The following is a 15,092-nucleotide window of genomic DNA, read 5'->3' as shown; positions in this document are numbered from 1 at the left end:
GGTTTGGCGTGCCAGATTCGACCTAGGGTCGCAGTCAAGCGCCATGTCGATGCTCGGCGCCCGAATGAACCAACTCCCCCTTCACACACGAGGAAACGCCATATGACATCGCCCACGAAGCCCAACCCGGTCATCTTCATTCACGGGCTGTGGATCCACTCGTCCGCTTGGCAGCCGTGGCTGGACCTGTTCGAGAACTATGGCTACGCGGTGTCCGCACCTGGCTGGCCCGGGGAACTCGCAACCGTCGCCCAAACACGCGAAACGCCCGATGGGATGAACGATGTCGGCATCCAGCAGATGGTCGATCACTACGCGGAACTGATCCGCGCCCGCGGCGGCGTCAAGCCCCTCGTGGTGGGGCACTCCTTTGGCGGGTTGATCGCCCAAGAATTGCTGGCGGAAGGCCTCATTGCAGCTGCCGTTGCCATCGACCCCGCGCCCATCAGAGGAGTCAAGGCGCTCCCGGTGGCTCAGTTGAGGTCCGCATTCCCCGTCCTCGGCAACCCTGCCAACCGACACCGAACGGTCGCTCTTACTGCCAAGCAATTCCACTACGCCTTTGGCAACGCTCTCAGCGAAGAAGAATCCAACGCCCTGCACGAGGCATGGTCCATCCCCGCAGTCGGCAAACCACTGTTCGAGGATGCGGGCGCAAACTTCTCACGTCACTCGGCAGCCAAGGTCGACACCCACGTGGCCCATCGCGGCCCACTGCTGTTGACCTCTGGCACCGAGGACCACGTCGTTCCCTTGAAGGTCGCCAAGGAAGTCGTTGCCATGTATTCAAAAAGCCCGGCAGAGACGGACTTTCACGTTTTCGAAGGACGTGGCCACTCCCTCACCATCGACAATGGCTGGAAGGAAGTCGCCGGAGTCGTCCTGGACTGGCTCGCGGCCAAGGGATTCTGATCGCCTTGCAGCAGCTTGCTGCGGTACCGCGTCGATGACCGCCAATGCGAATTGGCCTACACCTCAAGCAGATTGGAAGTACTGATGACTTTCAGTTCGAAACGAACCATGCGAGTGGCGGCATGCGCCAGCGCCGCAGCGATGGCATGGGCCATGTTGGGCCCAGCGCCCACCGCCGCTGCTGAACCGGCCGCGCCCCCACCGGGCGGCGTCAAGCCCACCATCGTTCTGGTCCACGGCGCCTTTGCCGACGCGTCGAGTTGGGGCGGCGAAGTCGCGGCGTTGCAGAAGCAGGGATACGACGCCCGCGCGATCGCCAATCCGTTGGAAAACCTCGACACCGACACCCAATCGGTGAAGGACTTCCTCGCCACTCTGAGCGGACCGATCGTATTGGTCGGGCATTCCTACGGCGGATCGGTCATCACGAACGCCGCCGAGGGCAATCCCAACGTCAAAGCACTGGTCTATGTCGACGCCGCAGCTCCCGACGTCGGCGAGACGACTGCCTCGCTCAGCGGAGCCAACTCGGTGCTGACCAGACCCGCAGCCGAATTATTCGACCCCGTACCCTCTTCCGATGGACCCGACGGAGCAGCGGAGCTCTATCTGAAGAAGGACATCTTCCTTCAGCACTTCGGAAACGATCTTCCGCCCGACCTCGCTACCCGAGCCTGGGCCAGCCAGCGGGCAGCCTCGATGGCCGCATTGTTCACGCCGTCCAAGAATGCTGCGTGGAAGGAGATTCCATCCTGGTACTTCATCAGTAGCGGAGACCAGGTCATCACCCCTGACTCAGAATCCGCCATGGCCGAACGAGCACACTCACAGGTCACCCGCTTCAACGGGGGCTCACACCTGACACTGGTCTCACATCCCGAAGCCGTCACACAGGTGATCGAATCCGCAATCGCATCCGTGCACTGAACCGGAGATACCCATGGCTGAATCATTCAATGGCTCAATCGAAACGATCTCATATCGGGTCGACCGGTTGACGATCCAGATCGACGACTCGTTTGATGGTTTCAGGGATCGCTACGAGCGAGCGGTACCGGAGTTCCAGACCGATCGGTTCGACACCCTCATCGAGGAGGGTGTCGACTGGCAGACAATTCTGGATGCGACCGCAGAGAACGCGCCACACGACTTCATCGCCTACTGGTCCCGCGAATTCACCTCGCTCATGGGCCTGGCCGGAGAGCGCGGCCGCTGCGTCGCGTACCTCATGGGCAATCACACCATTGCCCAAAGAATGTATCGCTACAACCCAGGCATCATGCTCCACGCCCCGCTACGTACCGTCATTGTGGAAGACGCCGACCATGGCACGTGGTTCTCCTTCGACCGACCGAGCACCCAGTTCGGCAGCTTCAACACTCCCCAAATCACCAAGGTAGGAAGGGAATTGGACCACAAGCTCGCGGCGTTGCTCAAGCACCTCGACGCCCCCGTGCCTGCCGCTCTCACCGAATCATGAGCAAGCCCGGCTTCCAATTCTCCATGCCGCCGACAGTGAGCACATACATACCACCACCAACAGACGATTGGAAATCAAAATGTCTACTTACATTCTTGTGCACGGCTCGTGTCATGACGGGGACGCATGGGCAGATGTCGCTGAGCACCTACGGCAACGGGGACACCAGGTCCATTGCCCGACCATGGCGGGCCACGGAGAAGGCGTCGATCGCGACGTCAGTCACGATGACTGTGTCGCGTCCGTCGCCGATTACATCGGCCAACACGGCCTCACCAACTTCGTTCTGGTCGGGCACAGTTTTGCGGGTAGCGTCATTGCCCGTCTAGCTGCAAAGACACCCGAAAAGGTGCGGCGACTGGTGTTTTTGAACGCTTTCGTCCCCGAGGACGGGACAAGCGTGTTGGATAACGCACCCGTCGCGTTTCAAGAGCTGTTTCCCATACTCGCCGAGCAGTCGGGAGACAACACCGTCATGCTGCCCTTCGAGATTTTTCGAGACGCCTTCATCGGCGACGCCGACTTGGAACGGGCTCAGGAGACCTACAGCATGCTGAATCCCGAGCCCCTTGGCCCGATTGTCGAAAAGCTTGACATGAAGGCGTTTTACGAGCTGACGACGGTCCCCCGCAGCTATGTTCTGTGCCACGACGACGGTTCCTTTCCGCCGGGAGATCCGCAGGTTGGCTGGCTCGCCAATGCCCGCAGACTCGGGATTTTCAGATTGGTGACCATGGAAGGGTCGCACGAGGTGTTCTACACCAACCCAGCGCTACTGGCGATCAAGTTGGAGCTCGCCGGTCGGGACTGAGAGACGAACGAAGACCTGATTCATCGCGAAGAAGGGAGGCGGGATGCAGTTCGTACTCGTGCATGGGGGCTGGCAGGGCGGTTGGTGCTGGGACGCCGTGTCGGCAGCCTTACGTTCGGCGGGGCATGAAGTCTTCGCGCCCACCCTTCGTGGCAGCGAGCAGGGTGTCGCGGTTGATCGGGTCGGGGTCAATCTCACGGCGATTGGTGACGGACTGGTCGACGCGGTCAGACAGCACGACCTACGGGATTTGGTGCTGGTCGGCCACAGTGGTGGCGGCCCGGTCGCGCAGTACGCCGCGGACCGGCTGGCCCAGCAAACGCGCCGCATCGTCTTCGTCGACGCGTGGGTGCTGCACGACGGGGAAGCCATCAACGACGTGCTGCCCGCGCCATTCGTCGAGAGTTCCGGTCTCGCTGCCCGATATAGCGCAGATCAGACAGTAGCGATCGATCCACAGACGTGGTCGGAGCACTTCATGAACGGCGCCTCAGAGCACGACATCGCCACCGCCACCAGCAAGCTCGTCCCCGTGCCCTTCGGATGGATCAGCGAACCCGTCTCGTTGCCCCGATTCTGGAGTGCGGCGCTGCCGTCTAGCTATGTCTTCCTGCGCCATGATCAGGCAGTTCCCCAAGAGCTTTACCGCGCCATGGCCGGCCGCCTGGATCAACCTCGCCTTCTGGAATGCGACGGCCCGCACGAGGCCATGCTGACCCACCCGGACCTCTTGGCTGCCGCGCTGATCGATGCGGCAAAGGAGCAGATGTAGCGCTGTTGCACAAGGCCTTTCACCAGTCGGGGATGAATCGGCTGACGCACCAGAGCGCAATCAATGCAGCACCGCGACCGCTTTCGCCAATTCGTCTCACCAGCAAAGGAATTGAATGCCCGAGAGTCGTGACAGAGCAGTCGTCCTCGGCGCGAGCATGGGCGGCCTCCTCGCCGCACGTGTACTTGCCGACTTCTTTCGTGTGGTCACCGTTGTCGAACGCGACGTTCTGCCCCATGCTCCGATGAATCGCCGTGGAGTGCCCCAGGACCGACATCCGCACGTCTTGCTCGGCAAGGGCGTGCAGATCGTCGGCGAGCTCTTTCCTGGGTTCTTCGACCAACTCGTCACCGACGGAGCGGTGAAGTGGGACGACGGCGACCTTTCGAGATTCTGGTCCACATTCGGCGGACATCTCATGGTGCGTTCGGCGACCGTGCCGGACCCCACCTCGCTGGTGGACTACCACGTGAGCCGACCGCTGTTGGAGTTCAGCGTGCGAAAGGCTGTGCGCGCCATTCCGAACGTTGAGTTTCTCGAGGGCCACGACGTCGTGGGCTTGACGGCCGATACCGACGCCAACCGCATCACCGGGGCTCGGCTCGCGCGGCAGGGTGATGATGGCGAGACGCTGCTGACCACAGACCTCATCATCGACGCCACCGGCCGCGGCTCGCGGGCGCCGGTGTTCCTCGAGGAATTCGGATACGTCCGGCCGCCAGTCGAGGAACTCGAGATGCGCATCGCGTATGCCACCATGCCCGTACGTGTTCCGCCCGGCATGCTGCGCGAATTGGTGCTGACGGTCAATCCCGTCGCCAGCCGGCCCACCACCTTTGCGATGTTCGCGGTGGAGAACGACACCTACCTGGTACTGGGAGGCACTCTCGGCGGCCAGCAACCCCCGTCGGATCGTGCCGAATTGCTCGAGTTCATCGCGGAGTTCGCGCCACGTCACGCGCTTGACGCGATCCGCGCGGGTGAACCTCTGGGGGACGTGGTCCATCACCGGATTCCATCCAACCGGTGGAGGCGCTACGACCAGCTCGCCCGCACCCCGGACGGACTGCTGGTGCTCGGTGACGCCGTCTGCAGCTTCAACCCGATATACGGGCAGGGCATGACCGTCGCGGCGGCCGAGGCCGAGGTCCTTGGCAAGTGTCTGAGCGTTGGCGACTTGGATCTGCCCCGGCGGTTCTTCGGTGAATCGGCCAAGACCATTCAGGTGGCCTGGCGGACGGCGGTCGGTTCGGACTTGGCGCTGCCGCAGGTCGAGGGTCGGCGGCCGCTGTCAACGCGGATCATCAACACCTACATGGATGCCGTCTTGACCGCCACCGAAACCGACCCGGCGGTAGCACAGCAGTTCTTCCGCGTCGCGTGGATGCTCGACGCACCCGTACGGCTGTTCCGGCCATCCATCCTCCTGAGAATCGCCAAGGCGTTGATCACCGGAGCACGGAACGGCGAGCAGGTCGAGCATCTGCGACAGCTGGCACGACTTCAGAGGTGAAACCGCTGCCTAATTGGCCCACGACAGCGCACGCAGCTGCCGTCGCGAGGCGATGCCGAGCTTGACGAACACCTTGCGCAGATGCCATTCGACGGTGTGCGCGCTGATGAACAGCTGCGCGCCGATCTCCTGATTGGTCAGCCCTTCCGCGGCCAGTCGGGCGATCTGCGACTCCTGTGCCGTCAACTCGTCACCGGAACTGACGGGCTGTTTGCGCACCTTCTCACCGGTGGCCGCCAGTTCCCGGCGGGCCCGTTCGGCGAAGCCCTGCGCACCCATCCCGGTGAACATCTCGTAGGCGGTGTTGAGCTGCCGCCGGGCGTCGATTCGGCGATTCGCCCGTCGGAGCCATTCGCCGTAGGACAGTCGGGTACGCGCCAGGTTGAGCCCGATGTTGGCCCGCTCGAGGCGTTCGATCGCCTCGGTGAAGAGACCGTCGGCGAGGTCATTGGTGGCGAGTTGGGCTCTGGCAGCTGCCACGGCCCCGAGCCCCCAGTCCGTGCCGCTGCTGCCGGCTCTCTCCTCGAACTCCCGCAACGCCCATGCGGCAGTGTCCCGGTCACCGATGTGTGCCGCGGCCTCGATGAGTTCGAGGAGGCACCAGCCGTAGAAACCCAGGTCCTCGTACTCACAGCATTCACGTGCTGCTACGAATGCGTCCTCGTATCGGCCGAGACCGTTGAAGAGAACGGCTGAGGTGTACTTGGTCACCCCGACCAGTCGGCCTTCACCCCGTGCCGCGCCGTTGGCGGCCGCCGCCTCGATCGGATCGGCCGCCTCGGCGAGAATGCCCCGCCACGATGCGACCGTCAGCGAGTGATACTTCACCGGCGTGTAGCCCGTCGAGGCAGTGATGGCGTTCGCCTCTTCGATGAGCGTTGCCGCCGAAGCGAATTCGCCCCGGTATACGTGGACGCCTGCCCGGTAGGCCAGCGCTGCGGGAAGTGCAGCCAGAGCACCGGCGTCACGCGCGCGCCGAACGGTGTCGACCGCGATGCGCTGCAGTACCGCGTCGTCCCACATCTCGTGCGCACCGGACTCCTGGGCAATCGGAAATGGCCAATGCAGAGGCTGCCCGATGCTCTTCTCCGCGTTGGCATTCCAGAGATCCAGCGCAGTCCGCAGATGGTCATAACCGGCACCTGGACCGTCGATGATCCGGCGCGTCATGCCGCTCAACAGGAAGTCGATCGGTCGCTCCAGCTCATCTACCCGAGCGAGCGCGGCGCGGCCTGCAGCGGCCGCCTCCGTCAAGCCGGCCGGGTCACCGAGTCGCCCCGCATACATCGCGGCGGTGAGCGCCTCGAGATGAGTCTCCCTGGCCAGGTCGTCGTCGAGGCCGTCGAGTTCCATTGCAGCACTGAGCAATTGCGCGGCCGCCCCAGTGATCTGGAGTGCCCCCGGCGCACCTCCCCGGCTTCGCACGAACTCCATCTGAGCGCGCATCCGCGCTACCTGAGCTCGCTGAAGCTTGGAAAGTGGCGCCGACTCCGCCGTGGCAAGTAGCTCGTAGGCCGCCTCTGGCGCTGCCGCTTCTCGTTTGGCCTGGGCGGCGGCGATGGCCCTTGATCCACGAAGGGCAGGGTCCGCGGTGAGGACGGTCGCGCGTTCCAGGAAGGCCGCCGCCGCGGCGACGCCACCCCTGCACTGGGCGCGGGCGGCTGAGCCCTCCAATTCGGCGGCCACTGCATCGTCAGGTCCGGCCGCGGCACTCGCGGCATGCCACGCTCGCCGGTCGGGGTCGACCTCGGAATCCGTTGCCTCGGCGAGCGCGCGGTGTATCGCCCTGCGCTCGGTCAAGTCGGCTGCGCGGTAGGCGGCCGAGCGCATCAACGGGTGATGGAATCGCATGCGGGGGCCGAACTCGATCACCCCTGCAGCCTCGGCGGGCGCCAGCGCGTCGACCGGAATGCCGAGTCGCGCTGCGGCGCTCAAGAACAACGCCGCGTCGCCAACCGGTTCCGCCGCCGCAACGAGCAGCAGCGTTTGCGTCTCGGCGGGAAGGGCCTTGATGCGCTGCACCAAGCCTTCCTCGATCGCTGCCGTCGAATTGCGCTTACCCGAGATCCAGAAGCCGCCGGCAAGCTCCGTCGCGGAGACGGTTCGAGGCACTTCGAGTATCGCAAGAGGTACGCCGCGGGTCTCTGCCACGATGCGGTCTCGCACGCGCGGGTCGATCCCGCCGAACATGACCGACTCCAACAGGTCTCGAGCCTCGGCGTCCGACAGGCCGTGGATCTCCAGTTCCGGCAGGCCACTCAACACGTCGGGGCGGTCCCGCACGGCGAAGACCATGGCAATCGACTCGGCCAGCAGGCGACGTGCGACGAACCCCAAGGTCTGCATCGACACCTGGTCGAGCCATTGCGCGTCGTCGACGACGCACAGCAGCGGGCGATCATCGGCGGCGGCCGCCATCAGGCTCAGCATGGCCAACCCGACCAGGAAACGGTCGGGCGCCGCGCCGACTCCGCGACCGAAGGCGACGTTCAGCGCGTCACGCTGCGGTTCGGGCAGTTCGTCGACGTGCTCCATCAACGGTGCGCAGAGTTGTTGCAGTCCTGCGAAGGCCAGCTCCATGTCGGACTGCACCCCCGCCACCTGGACGGTGCGGAACCCCGACGCGAGCTCTGAGGTGTATTCGACGAGCGCGGTCTTGCCAACCCCCGCCTCACCGCGGAGTACCAGCACCTGGCTGGTGCCCGATCGGGCGCGGTCCATCAGGCCCCGAAGTGTCTCTACTTCGGCGTCCCGACCCCGTAAACGTTGCCCCCGACCCTGGCTCGACATAGCACCACTTCGTCTGGTTTTGACAGAACCCTACCGGTTTGCCGTGCGCGAAAGAGCCCGGTCCGATCGTGATCGAACCGGGCTCCTTCGAGACGGTCTTGATTAGGCCTTGGCGGCTGCTTCGAGGATCCAGTCCTCGAACCGGGTGTCGAAGAGCGTCGCGCCATCGCCGGGGCAAAGGGTGCGTTCCCCGAGCTCGATGCCCCAGTAGAGCGCGGTGGGGTCTGCGACGACCTCGCGGGTGTCTCCTCGGGCGACGAGCGCGGTCCTGATGAGGTCTGGCAGCCGAAACGCCTGCGGTCCACCGATTTCGGTGATGCCGTTCACCGGGTCACCGACCGCGGCGATGGCGACACCTTCCGCGACGTCGACGGCTGCCATCGGTTGGAAGTAGGCGGGTGGCATGCGCACGACGCCGTCGACGATCGACGAGTCGGCGAGCGTCTGGACGAACTCGAAGAACTGCGTCGCGTGCACGATGGAGTGGGGAATGGGACCGTCGCCGATGAGCTTCTCCTGGAGCAGCTTCCCCGCGAAGTACCCGCTCTGCAGGGCCAATTGGTCGGTGCCCACCACCGAAAGCGCGACATGGTGACCGACTCCGGCATCCTTCTCGGCCGTGAGCACGTTCGTGGTCGCCATGCGGAAGAACTCGATCGCCGCGTCGTCGAGCGTCGGCGAGTTCGACACGTCGACGACCACCGACGCGCCAGCGAGGACCTCGGACAGACCCTCGCCGGTGAACGTGTTCACACCGGTCGACGGGGCCGCGGCGACGGCGTCGTGACTGCGTTCGGTCAAGGCGCGTACCAGCTTCGACCCGATCAGGCCGGTACCTCCGATTACGACGATTCTCATGGTCAGCCTTCCCTTTTCGTTCCAACGGGCTTCGTGTGACAGCTCCCTGACCGCCAGAACGGATGGGCCGTCGCGAATTCATCCCGGTGCCGGAAGACCCGCTACGCTTCGATGTCATGGTGGGGATGCGATGAGTGCGGGGCTGTTCGGGCTTCTCGACGACGTTGCCGCGCTGGCACGCCTCGCGGCGGCCTCGGTCGACGACATCGGTGCGGCGGCAGGACGCGCGACCGCGAAGGCCGCGGGCGTCGTCATCGACGACACCGCCGTGACGCCGCAATACGTGCACGGCATCACGGCCGACCGCGAGCTGCCGATGATCAAGCGGATCGCCATCGGATCCCTGCGCAACAAGCTGCTGTTCATTCTTCCTGCTGCGTTGCTGCTCAGTCAGTTCGTGCCGTGGCTGCTCACGCCGATCCTGATGGTCGGCGCCACCTACCTCTGCTTCGAGGGCGCGGAGAAGGTGGTGGGCTGGTTCACTGGGCACGACGCCCACGCGGCGCCGACCTCGGCCGTCGGCGAGGACGCCGAAAAGCAGATGACGTCGAGCGCCATCCGCACCGACTTCATCCTGTCCGCCGAGATCATGGTGATCGCCCTCAACGAGGTGGCCGACCAAGCGTTCGTGCCGCGGCTGATCATCCTCGTCGTCGTCGCTCTGGTCATCACCGCCGCGGTGTACGGCGTGGTCGCCGCCATCGTGAAGATGGACGACGTCGGCCTGAGCCTCACGCAGCGCTCGTCACGATTCGCCAAGAAGATCGGCCGTGGCCTGGTCTCGGGGATGCCGATGCTGCTGACCGCGCTATCGACCATCGGTACCGTCGCGATGCTCTGGGTCGGTGGCCACATTCTGCTGGTCGGGACCGACACCCTCGGGTGGCATGCGCCGTACGGCTTCGTTCACCACGCCGAGGAGAACGTGCGCGCGGCCACCGAGGCGCTGGGTGCCTTCAGCGGTGTGCTGGCGTGGCTGGTGAACACCGCTGCCTCAGCAGTGATCGGCCTGGTCGTCGGCGCCATCGTGGTCGGCGTCGTGCACGTGCTGCCGTTCGGCAAGAAGAAGGACGCCGCCAAGGCCGCGCAGTAGGTCAGGGAACGCAGGGGTCCCCGCCCGGCGTGTAGTACGGCACGCCGGAAGGGGTATAGCACGGTGGCTGGCCTGCGGCTTCCTGTACGGCCCAGTCGTCGTCGTTCGCCAGTGCGACTCCCGCGGCCACGTCGCCGACGACGTGCGAGCATCCGCCCACTTCGACGTGGCGACCGCCGACGGCGCCACAGACCTCGGCGTGGGAAACCGGCGCCAAGGCGATCGGAGCCACCGCCATCCCCAGGGCTGCGAACAGTGCCGCTGTCTTCGTCTTCATGGTCATCGTCACCCTTTGCTAGCCCGGTCCCCCGCGAATATCGGGTCACCATATACACGAGGGCGGTGCTTCAGCGGAGGTTTGCGCAGCGCGCATAGGCTGGGACGCGTGGACTTCGAGTTGAACCGCAAGGACCTACACGACAGCCGCTTCGTTCTCGCCGATCCGCCGTCGCCGGAAGACGGGCAGGCGCTGCTCCGGATCGAATCGTTCGGGCTCACGTCGAACAACATCACCTACGCGGTGTTCGGTGATGCGATGCAGTACTGGGACTTCTTCCCGGCGTCCGACCCGGACTGGGGGAAGTTGAACGTCTGGGGCTACGCCCACGTCGAAGAGTCACTGCATCCCGGACTGAAGCAGGGCACACGCGTCTACGGCTACTTCCCCTGTGCCAGCCACCTGTTGGTCACCCCCGATCGCATCGACGAGAAGGGCTTCGTCGACGCCGCCGCGCACCGAGCCCAGTTGCCATCGGCCTATCAGGGCTACCGCGACGTCGACACCGACCCGGTGTACTCGGCCGACCTCGAAGCCGAGCACATCCTGTTCTTCCCGCTGTTCTTCACCTCGTTCCTCATCGATGACTTCCTCGCCGACGAGGACTTCTTCGGCGCGGACACCATCGTGATCTCCAGCGCGTCGTCGAAGACGGCGATCATCGCGGCCCATCTGCTCGCCAAGCGCGAGGGCATCGACGTCGTGGGACTGACCTCCGCAGGCAACCGTGAGTTCGTCGAGGGACTGAACGTCTACGACTCGGTCCATCTGTATGACGCGGTTTCGCAGCTGCCAGGCGAACGGGCGGTCTACGTCGACATCTCGGGTGACGGCGCCGTGCGCACCGACGTCCATGCGCGCTACGGCGATCGCCTCGCCCACAGCGCCGCCGTCGGCGTCACCCACTGGACCCAGATGACCCAGGGGGCAGGCGAACTCGCAAGGCCGAAGCCCGTCTTCTTCTTCGCCCCGGACCGGATCAAGAAACGCGGCGCCGACTGGGGCACCGCGAAGCTGGACGAGAGCGTCGCCGAGGCATGGTTCCCGTTTGCGCGGTGGGCGACGGATTGGCTACGCGTCGAACGCATCTCGACTGAGGACGACATCCAGCAGGTCTATCTCGAACTCCTCGACGGGAAGCTCGACCCGACGGCTGGCACCATCGTAGATCTCTAGAACGGGGCCCTCATGGCCAAGTACTCGCTGAACGACTCCGCTGTGACCAAGGCGCGCAAGCTCATCGATGCCCGGCAGTACGTCCTCGACAGTGACTGGGGTGAAGTACAACCGCGGGCCGATGCGGAAAACGCCTACCTCGAAACGCACTCGTGGGACGAATACGGCGAATGGCATCTCGGGCTGACCGAGGGCGCAAACGACGATACGAAGGCGCGGTACGCCTTCGTCTACGGAGACTTTCGACGCATCCACCGCATCGGGCTGATCGCCTGCGTGTACCGCGCCTCCGAGTGGCGACACAAGGACGTCGAACTGGCCGCCCACGATCTGCTGCAGTACCTCGACAAGAAGGCAACTCAATGACAGACGGCCAAATCGCCACGCACGCACAACTCTTCGACCTGACCGGCAAGTCCGCGCTCGTCACCGGCGGCACAAGGGGCATCGGCATGATGATGGCCCGCGGTCTGCTGCAGGCAGGTGCGCGCGTCGTCATCAGCTCGCGCAAGGCCGACGCGTGCGCCCAAGCCCAGGAGCAATTGTCGGAGTTCGGTGAGGTGCGAGCGATCGCCGCGGACCTGTCCCGGCACGACGAGTGCCTGCGCCTCGCCGACCTCGTCACCTCCGACTCCGACGGACTCCACATCCTCGTCAACAACGCGGGCGCCACCTGGGGTGAACCGCTGGAGACCTTCCCGGACTCGGCGTGGGACAAGGTGCTCGACCTCAACCTCAAGTCGCCCTTCTGGCTCGTTCAGGCGCTGGTGCCCGCGCTCCGGCAGGTGGGCACGGCCGACGACCCGGCGCGGATCATCAACGTGGGCAGCATCGACGGGATCCACGTCCCTACGCTGTCGACGTACTCCTACTCCGCCAGCAAGGCGGCGCTGCACCAGCTGACCCGAGTGCTCGCGCGCGAGCTGGGGCGGCAGCACATCACCGTGAATGCCGTTGCGCCGGGGCCGTTCCGCTCGAAGATGATGGCAGCGACGCTCGATGCCTTTGGTGACGTGGTCGCCGCAACATCCCCGCTCGGTCGGATCGGACGCGACGACGACATGGCCGGTATCGCCGTGTTCCTCGCCAGCCGCGCGGGCTCCTATCTCACAGGGACGATCATCCCCGTCGACGGCGGCATCGCGACGACCGCCACCGGGAGTTCGGCCTAACCCCGTGCCCGTTTCACGCCGCGACGCCATCAAATTCGTTGCAGCCACGCCCGCCCTCCTCGGTCTCGGGACGGCCGCGGCGACGCTCGGCGCGCAGAAGGCGTCAGCCGCCACCATGCAGCTGCTCGACTTCGCCGAGCGCTTGGTCCCGCCAGATCAAATCAAGGCGGCGGGCTACGACGGCGCACTCGTCTACGTCTCCGAGTTACGGCCTGGAGCGGACTTCGACTTCAAGCCCGTCACCCGCGAGTACGCGGATGGCCTACGCGCGCAAGGCCTTCACGTCGTCAGCTGCTACCAGTACGGCAAACCCAGTTGGCCAGCCTCGCCGTCGGACTTCACCCGCGGCTACGACGGCGGTGTGGCCGACGCGCAGACGGCTCTGCGGTTGCACGGCGCGGCCGGGGGCCCGGATTCTGCGCCGATCTTCTTCAGCGTCGACGAGGGCATCGACCTCGGCACCTGGAATAGCTTGGCAGTCGGGTGGTTTCGAGGAATCAACTCGGTACTTGGCGTGGCCCGCAGCGGTGTCTACGGGTCAGCCAACGTGTGTGGATGGGCGATCCGGGACGGTGTCATCGGGCGCTCGACCACTGCGGGATACCGCTGGGCATGGCAGACGAGAGCGTGGTCTGCCGGTGCGCGCGAGCCCGCGGCCGTGCTCTATCAGTACGTGATCGTCACCGCTTCCGACCCGGGTGTCCTCCTCGGCGGGACCCACGTCGACGTGGACGAGGTGCTTGCCGCCGATTTCGGGCAGTGGGACCTCGACAGGTAGCGACTACCAGTTGCTCGGCGCGTAGTCCTTCAGGAAGCAGCCGGACAAGTCCTCGCCGGACTCCCCGCGGACGATCGGGTCGTACACGCGGGCGGCGCCGTCGACGAGGTCGAGCGGGGCGTGGAAACCCTCCTCGGCGAGGCGCAGCTTGGTCGGGTGCGGGCGCTCGTCGGTGATCCACCCGGTGTCGACGGCCGACATGAGGATGCCGTCGCGCTCCAGCATCTCCCCCGCGCTGGTGCGGGTGAGCATGTTCAGCGCGGCCTTCGCCATATTGGTGTGCGGGTGGCCGGGGCCTTTGTACGCGCGGCTGAACTGGCCCTCCATCGCCGACACGTTCACGACGTACTTGCGCCGGGCGGTCGACGCGGCCATCGCCTTTCGCAGGCGGCTCACCAGGATGAACGGTGCGGTTTGGTTGCACAGTTGCACCTCGAGCAGCTCCATGGCGTCGACCTCGTGCACGTGCTGGGTCCAGCTGTTCACCGATGCGGTGTCGGGCAGCAGTCCACCCGCGTCGATGGCGGTGCCTGCGGCGATCCGGTCCGGGGTCGCGCTGCGGGCGACGAGCGCGAGTTCGGTTACCGCGTGCGGCATGGGGTGCTCGGTGAGACTTCCCGCGAGGGCGGCCGGATGGGCGTCACTGACGTGGTCGAATGTGATCACGTCGACGAGCTCGGGCGGCCGGGTCCGCTCGGCCTCGACGAGCGCCGCGTAGGAGCCGGGCGGGCGGCGCACCGTCTGTGCCGCGTTGTTGATCAGGATGTCGAGCGGGCCCTGTTCGGCCACCGTGTCGGCGAGCGCGACGACCTGGGCCGGGTCGCGTAGGTCGATGCCAACGACGCGAAGCCGGTGCAGCCAGTCGGCAGCGTCGGGCATCGCGGCGAAGCGGCGCACGGCGTCGTTCGGAAAGCGGGTGGTGATGGTGGTGTGCGCGCCGTCGCGGAGCAGCCGCAATGCGATGTACATGCCGATCTTGGCGCGGCCGCCGGTGAGCAGTGCGGTGCGACCGGTGAGGTCGGTGCGGGCGTCGCGCTTGGCCCGGTTGAGCGCGGCGCACTCGGGGCAGAGCTGGTGGTAGAACGCGTCGACCACCGTGTATCGGTTCTTGCACATGTAGCAGGCCCGCGACCGGAGCAACGTTCCCGCAATCGCCCCAACCGCGGTGGAGACGAGGGGCAGCCCCTGCGTCTCGTCGTCGATGCGGCCGGGCGCACCGGTGGCGGTGGCCGAGGTGACCGCGTGGTCAGAGGCGGCCACCGCGTCGCGCTTGGCGTGGCGGCGGGCCACCTTCACCGACTTCCACAGGCGGGCCGTGGCCCGGCGGACCGCCACGGCATCCGGGTGCTCGGGAGGCAGCGATTCGATCTCGGACAGCACCTGCAGGCAGGTGCTGAGCTTGTTCTCGTCGATCGAGGTCACGTTGGAAGGGTACGGCGGCTGCTAGACACTGATGAGCG

15 protein-coding genes are annotated in these 15,092 nt (G+C 65.5%); 11 read left to right on the top strand and 4 right to left on the bottom strand.

Annotation, left to right across the window (positions count from 1 at the left end; translation table 11 throughout):
• Positions 1-102 precede the first annotated feature (102 nt).
• The 6 genes from HNP02_RS40145 to HNP02_RS40120 all read left to right on the top strand — a co-directional run bounded on the left by HNP02_RS40145 (position 103) and on the right by HNP02_RS40120 (position 5,488).
• The gene (locus tag HNP02_RS40145) at positions 103-912 is read left to right on the top strand and encodes an alpha/beta hydrolase (RefSeq protein WP_184446285.1); all 810 of its coding nucleotides are present in this window, start codon (positions 103-105) and stop codon (positions 910-912) included.
• A gap of 84 nt (positions 913-996) precedes the next feature.
• Positions 997-1,839, top strand: coding sequence for an alpha/beta hydrolase (locus tag HNP02_RS40140; RefSeq protein WP_255507494.1), 843 nt, complete (start codon positions 997-999; stop codon positions 1,837-1,839).
• A gap of 13 nt (positions 1,840-1,852) precedes the next feature.
• Positions 1,853-2,392 carry a DUF302 domain-containing protein gene (locus tag HNP02_RS40135; RefSeq protein WP_184446283.1) on the top strand — a complete coding sequence of 180 codons (540 nt, stop codon included), beginning with the start codon at positions 1,853-1,855 and terminating at the stop codon, positions 2,390-2,392.
• 79 nt (positions 2,393-2,471) lie between these two features.
• Positions 2,472-3,203, top strand: a complete 732-nt coding sequence (locus HNP02_RS40130) for an alpha/beta fold hydrolase (protein WP_184446281.1) — start codon at positions 2,472-2,474, stop codon at positions 3,201-3,203.
• A gap of 43 nt (positions 3,204-3,246) precedes the next feature.
• The gene (locus HNP02_RS40125) at positions 3,247-3,975 is read left to right on the top strand and encodes an alpha/beta fold hydrolase (RefSeq protein WP_184446279.1); all 729 of its coding nucleotides are present in this window, start codon (positions 3,247-3,249) and stop codon (positions 3,973-3,975) included.
• Positions 3,976-4,090: 115 nt separating this feature from the next.
• A complete protein-coding gene (locus HNP02_RS40120) occupies positions 4,091-5,488 on the top strand; it encodes an NAD(P)/FAD-dependent oxidoreductase (RefSeq protein WP_184446278.1) in 1,398 nt (465 codons plus the stop codon).
• Between the two features lie 9 nt (positions 5,489-5,497).
• Here the strand turns inward: HNP02_RS40120 and HNP02_RS40115 are convergent, their stop codons facing one another.
• Positions 5,498-8,278 (bottom strand): AAA family ATPase, encoded by a 2,781-nt coding sequence (locus HNP02_RS40115; RefSeq protein WP_184446276.1) that lies wholly within the window; start codon positions 8,276-8,278, stop codon positions 5,498-5,500.
• A 102-nt stretch (positions 8,279-8,380) separates the two neighbouring features.
• A complete protein-coding gene (locus tag HNP02_RS40110) occupies positions 8,381-9,136 on the bottom strand; it encodes an SDR family oxidoreductase (RefSeq protein WP_184446274.1) in 756 nt (251 codons plus the stop codon).
• Between the two features lie 130 nt (positions 9,137-9,266).
• Here HNP02_RS40110 and HNP02_RS40105 point away from each other — a divergent pair, with 130 nt between their 5' ends.
• The gene (locus HNP02_RS40105; RefSeq protein ID WP_184446272.1) at positions 9,267-10,229 is read left to right on the top strand and encodes a DUF808 domain-containing protein; all 963 of its coding nucleotides are present in this window, start codon (positions 9,267-9,269) and stop codon (positions 10,227-10,229) included.
• A gap of 1 nt (position 10,230) precedes the next feature.
• Here the strand turns inward: HNP02_RS40105 and HNP02_RS40100 are convergent, their stop codons facing one another.
• The gene (locus HNP02_RS40100; protein ID WP_184446270.1) at positions 10,231-10,506 is read right to left on the bottom strand and encodes a hypothetical protein; all 276 of its coding nucleotides are present in this window, start codon (positions 10,504-10,506) and stop codon (positions 10,231-10,233) included.
• A 108-nt stretch (positions 10,507-10,614) separates the two neighbouring features.
• Here HNP02_RS40100 and HNP02_RS40095 point away from each other — a divergent pair, with 108 nt between their 5' ends.
• The 4 genes from HNP02_RS40095 to HNP02_RS40080 are packed head-to-tail and all read left to right on the top strand — an operon-like array spanning position 10,615 to position 13,632.
• Positions 10,615-11,682, top strand: a complete 1,068-nt coding sequence (locus HNP02_RS40095) for a DUF2855 family protein (protein WP_184446268.1) — start codon at positions 10,615-10,617, stop codon at positions 11,680-11,682.
• Positions 11,683-11,694: 12 nt separating this feature from the next.
• Positions 11,695-12,048: a hypothetical protein gene (locus HNP02_RS40090; RefSeq protein ID WP_184446266.1), complete on the top strand. Its 354-nt coding sequence runs from the start codon at positions 11,695-11,697 to the stop codon at positions 12,046-12,048.
• Complete coding sequence (locus tag HNP02_RS40085) at positions 12,045-12,854, top strand: SDR family oxidoreductase (RefSeq protein WP_184446264.1); 810 nt, start codon at positions 12,045-12,047, stop codon at positions 12,852-12,854. Before HNP02_RS40090 ends, HNP02_RS40085 begins: the two co-directional genes overlap by 4 nt.
• Positions 12,855-12,858: 4 nt before the next feature.
• Positions 12,859-13,632 carry a DUF1906 domain-containing protein gene (locus HNP02_RS40080; protein WP_184446262.1) on the top strand — a complete coding sequence of 258 codons (774 nt, stop codon included), beginning with the start codon at positions 12,859-12,861 and terminating at the stop codon, positions 13,630-13,632.
• Positions 13,633-13,635: 3 nt separating this feature from the next.
• Here the strand turns inward: HNP02_RS40080 and HNP02_RS40075 are convergent, their stop codons facing one another.
• Positions 13,636-15,054, bottom strand: a complete 1,419-nt coding sequence (locus tag HNP02_RS40075) for an SDR family oxidoreductase (RefSeq protein ID WP_184446260.1) — start codon at positions 15,052-15,054, stop codon at positions 13,636-13,638.
• Between the last annotated feature and the right edge of the window lie 38 nt (positions 15,055-15,092).

Origin of the sequence: Mycobacterium sp. AZCC_0083 (genome assembly GCF_014202335.1) — a bacterium.
In the GTDB taxonomy this organism is placed as follows: Bacteria; Actinomycetota; Actinomycetes; order Mycobacteriales; family Mycobacteriaceae; genus Mycobacterium.
This window is presented reverse-complemented; position numbering and strand designations above follow the sequence as displayed.

Coding starts and splice junctions, on each gene's coding strand:
- HNP02_RS40125 (WP_184446279.1), top strand. CDS start 3,247: ATGCAGTTCGTACTCGTGCATGGGGGCTGGCAGGGCGGTTGGTGCTGG.
- HNP02_RS40105 (WP_184446272.1), top strand. CDS start 9,267: ATGAGTGCGGGGCTGTTCGGGCTTCTCGACGACGTTGCCGCGCTGGCA.
- HNP02_RS40145 (WP_184446285.1), top strand. CDS start 103: ATGACATCGCCCACGAAGCCCAACCCGGTCATCTTCATTCACGGGCTG.
- HNP02_RS40100 (WP_184446270.1), bottom strand. CDS start 10,506: ATGAAGACGAAGACAGCGGCACTGTTCGCAGCCCTGGGGATGGCGGTG.
- HNP02_RS40085 (WP_184446264.1), top strand. CDS start 12,045: ATGACAGACGGCCAAATCGCCACGCACGCACAACTCTTCGACCTGACC.
- HNP02_RS40140 (WP_255507494.1), top strand. CDS start 997: ATGACTTTCAGTTCGAAACGAACCATGCGAGTGGCGGCATGCGCCAGC.
- HNP02_RS40135 (WP_184446283.1), top strand. CDS start 1,853: ATGGCTGAATCATTCAATGGCTCAATCGAAACGATCTCATATCGGGTC.
- HNP02_RS40120 (WP_184446278.1), top strand. CDS start 4,091: ATGCCCGAGAGTCGTGACAGAGCAGTCGTCCTCGGCGCGAGCATGGGC.
- HNP02_RS40115 (WP_184446276.1), bottom strand. CDS start 8,278: ATGTCGAGCCAGGGTCGGGGGCAACGTTTACGGGGTCGGGACGCCGAA.
- HNP02_RS40090 (WP_184446266.1), top strand. CDS start 11,695: ATGGCCAAGTACTCGCTGAACGACTCCGCTGTGACCAAGGCGCGCAAG.
- HNP02_RS40110 (WP_184446274.1), bottom strand. CDS start 9,136: ATGAGAATCGTCGTAATCGGAGGTACCGGCCTGATCGGGTCGAAGCTG.
- HNP02_RS40130 (WP_184446281.1), top strand. CDS start 2,472: ATGTCTACTTACATTCTTGTGCACGGCTCGTGTCATGACGGGGACGCA.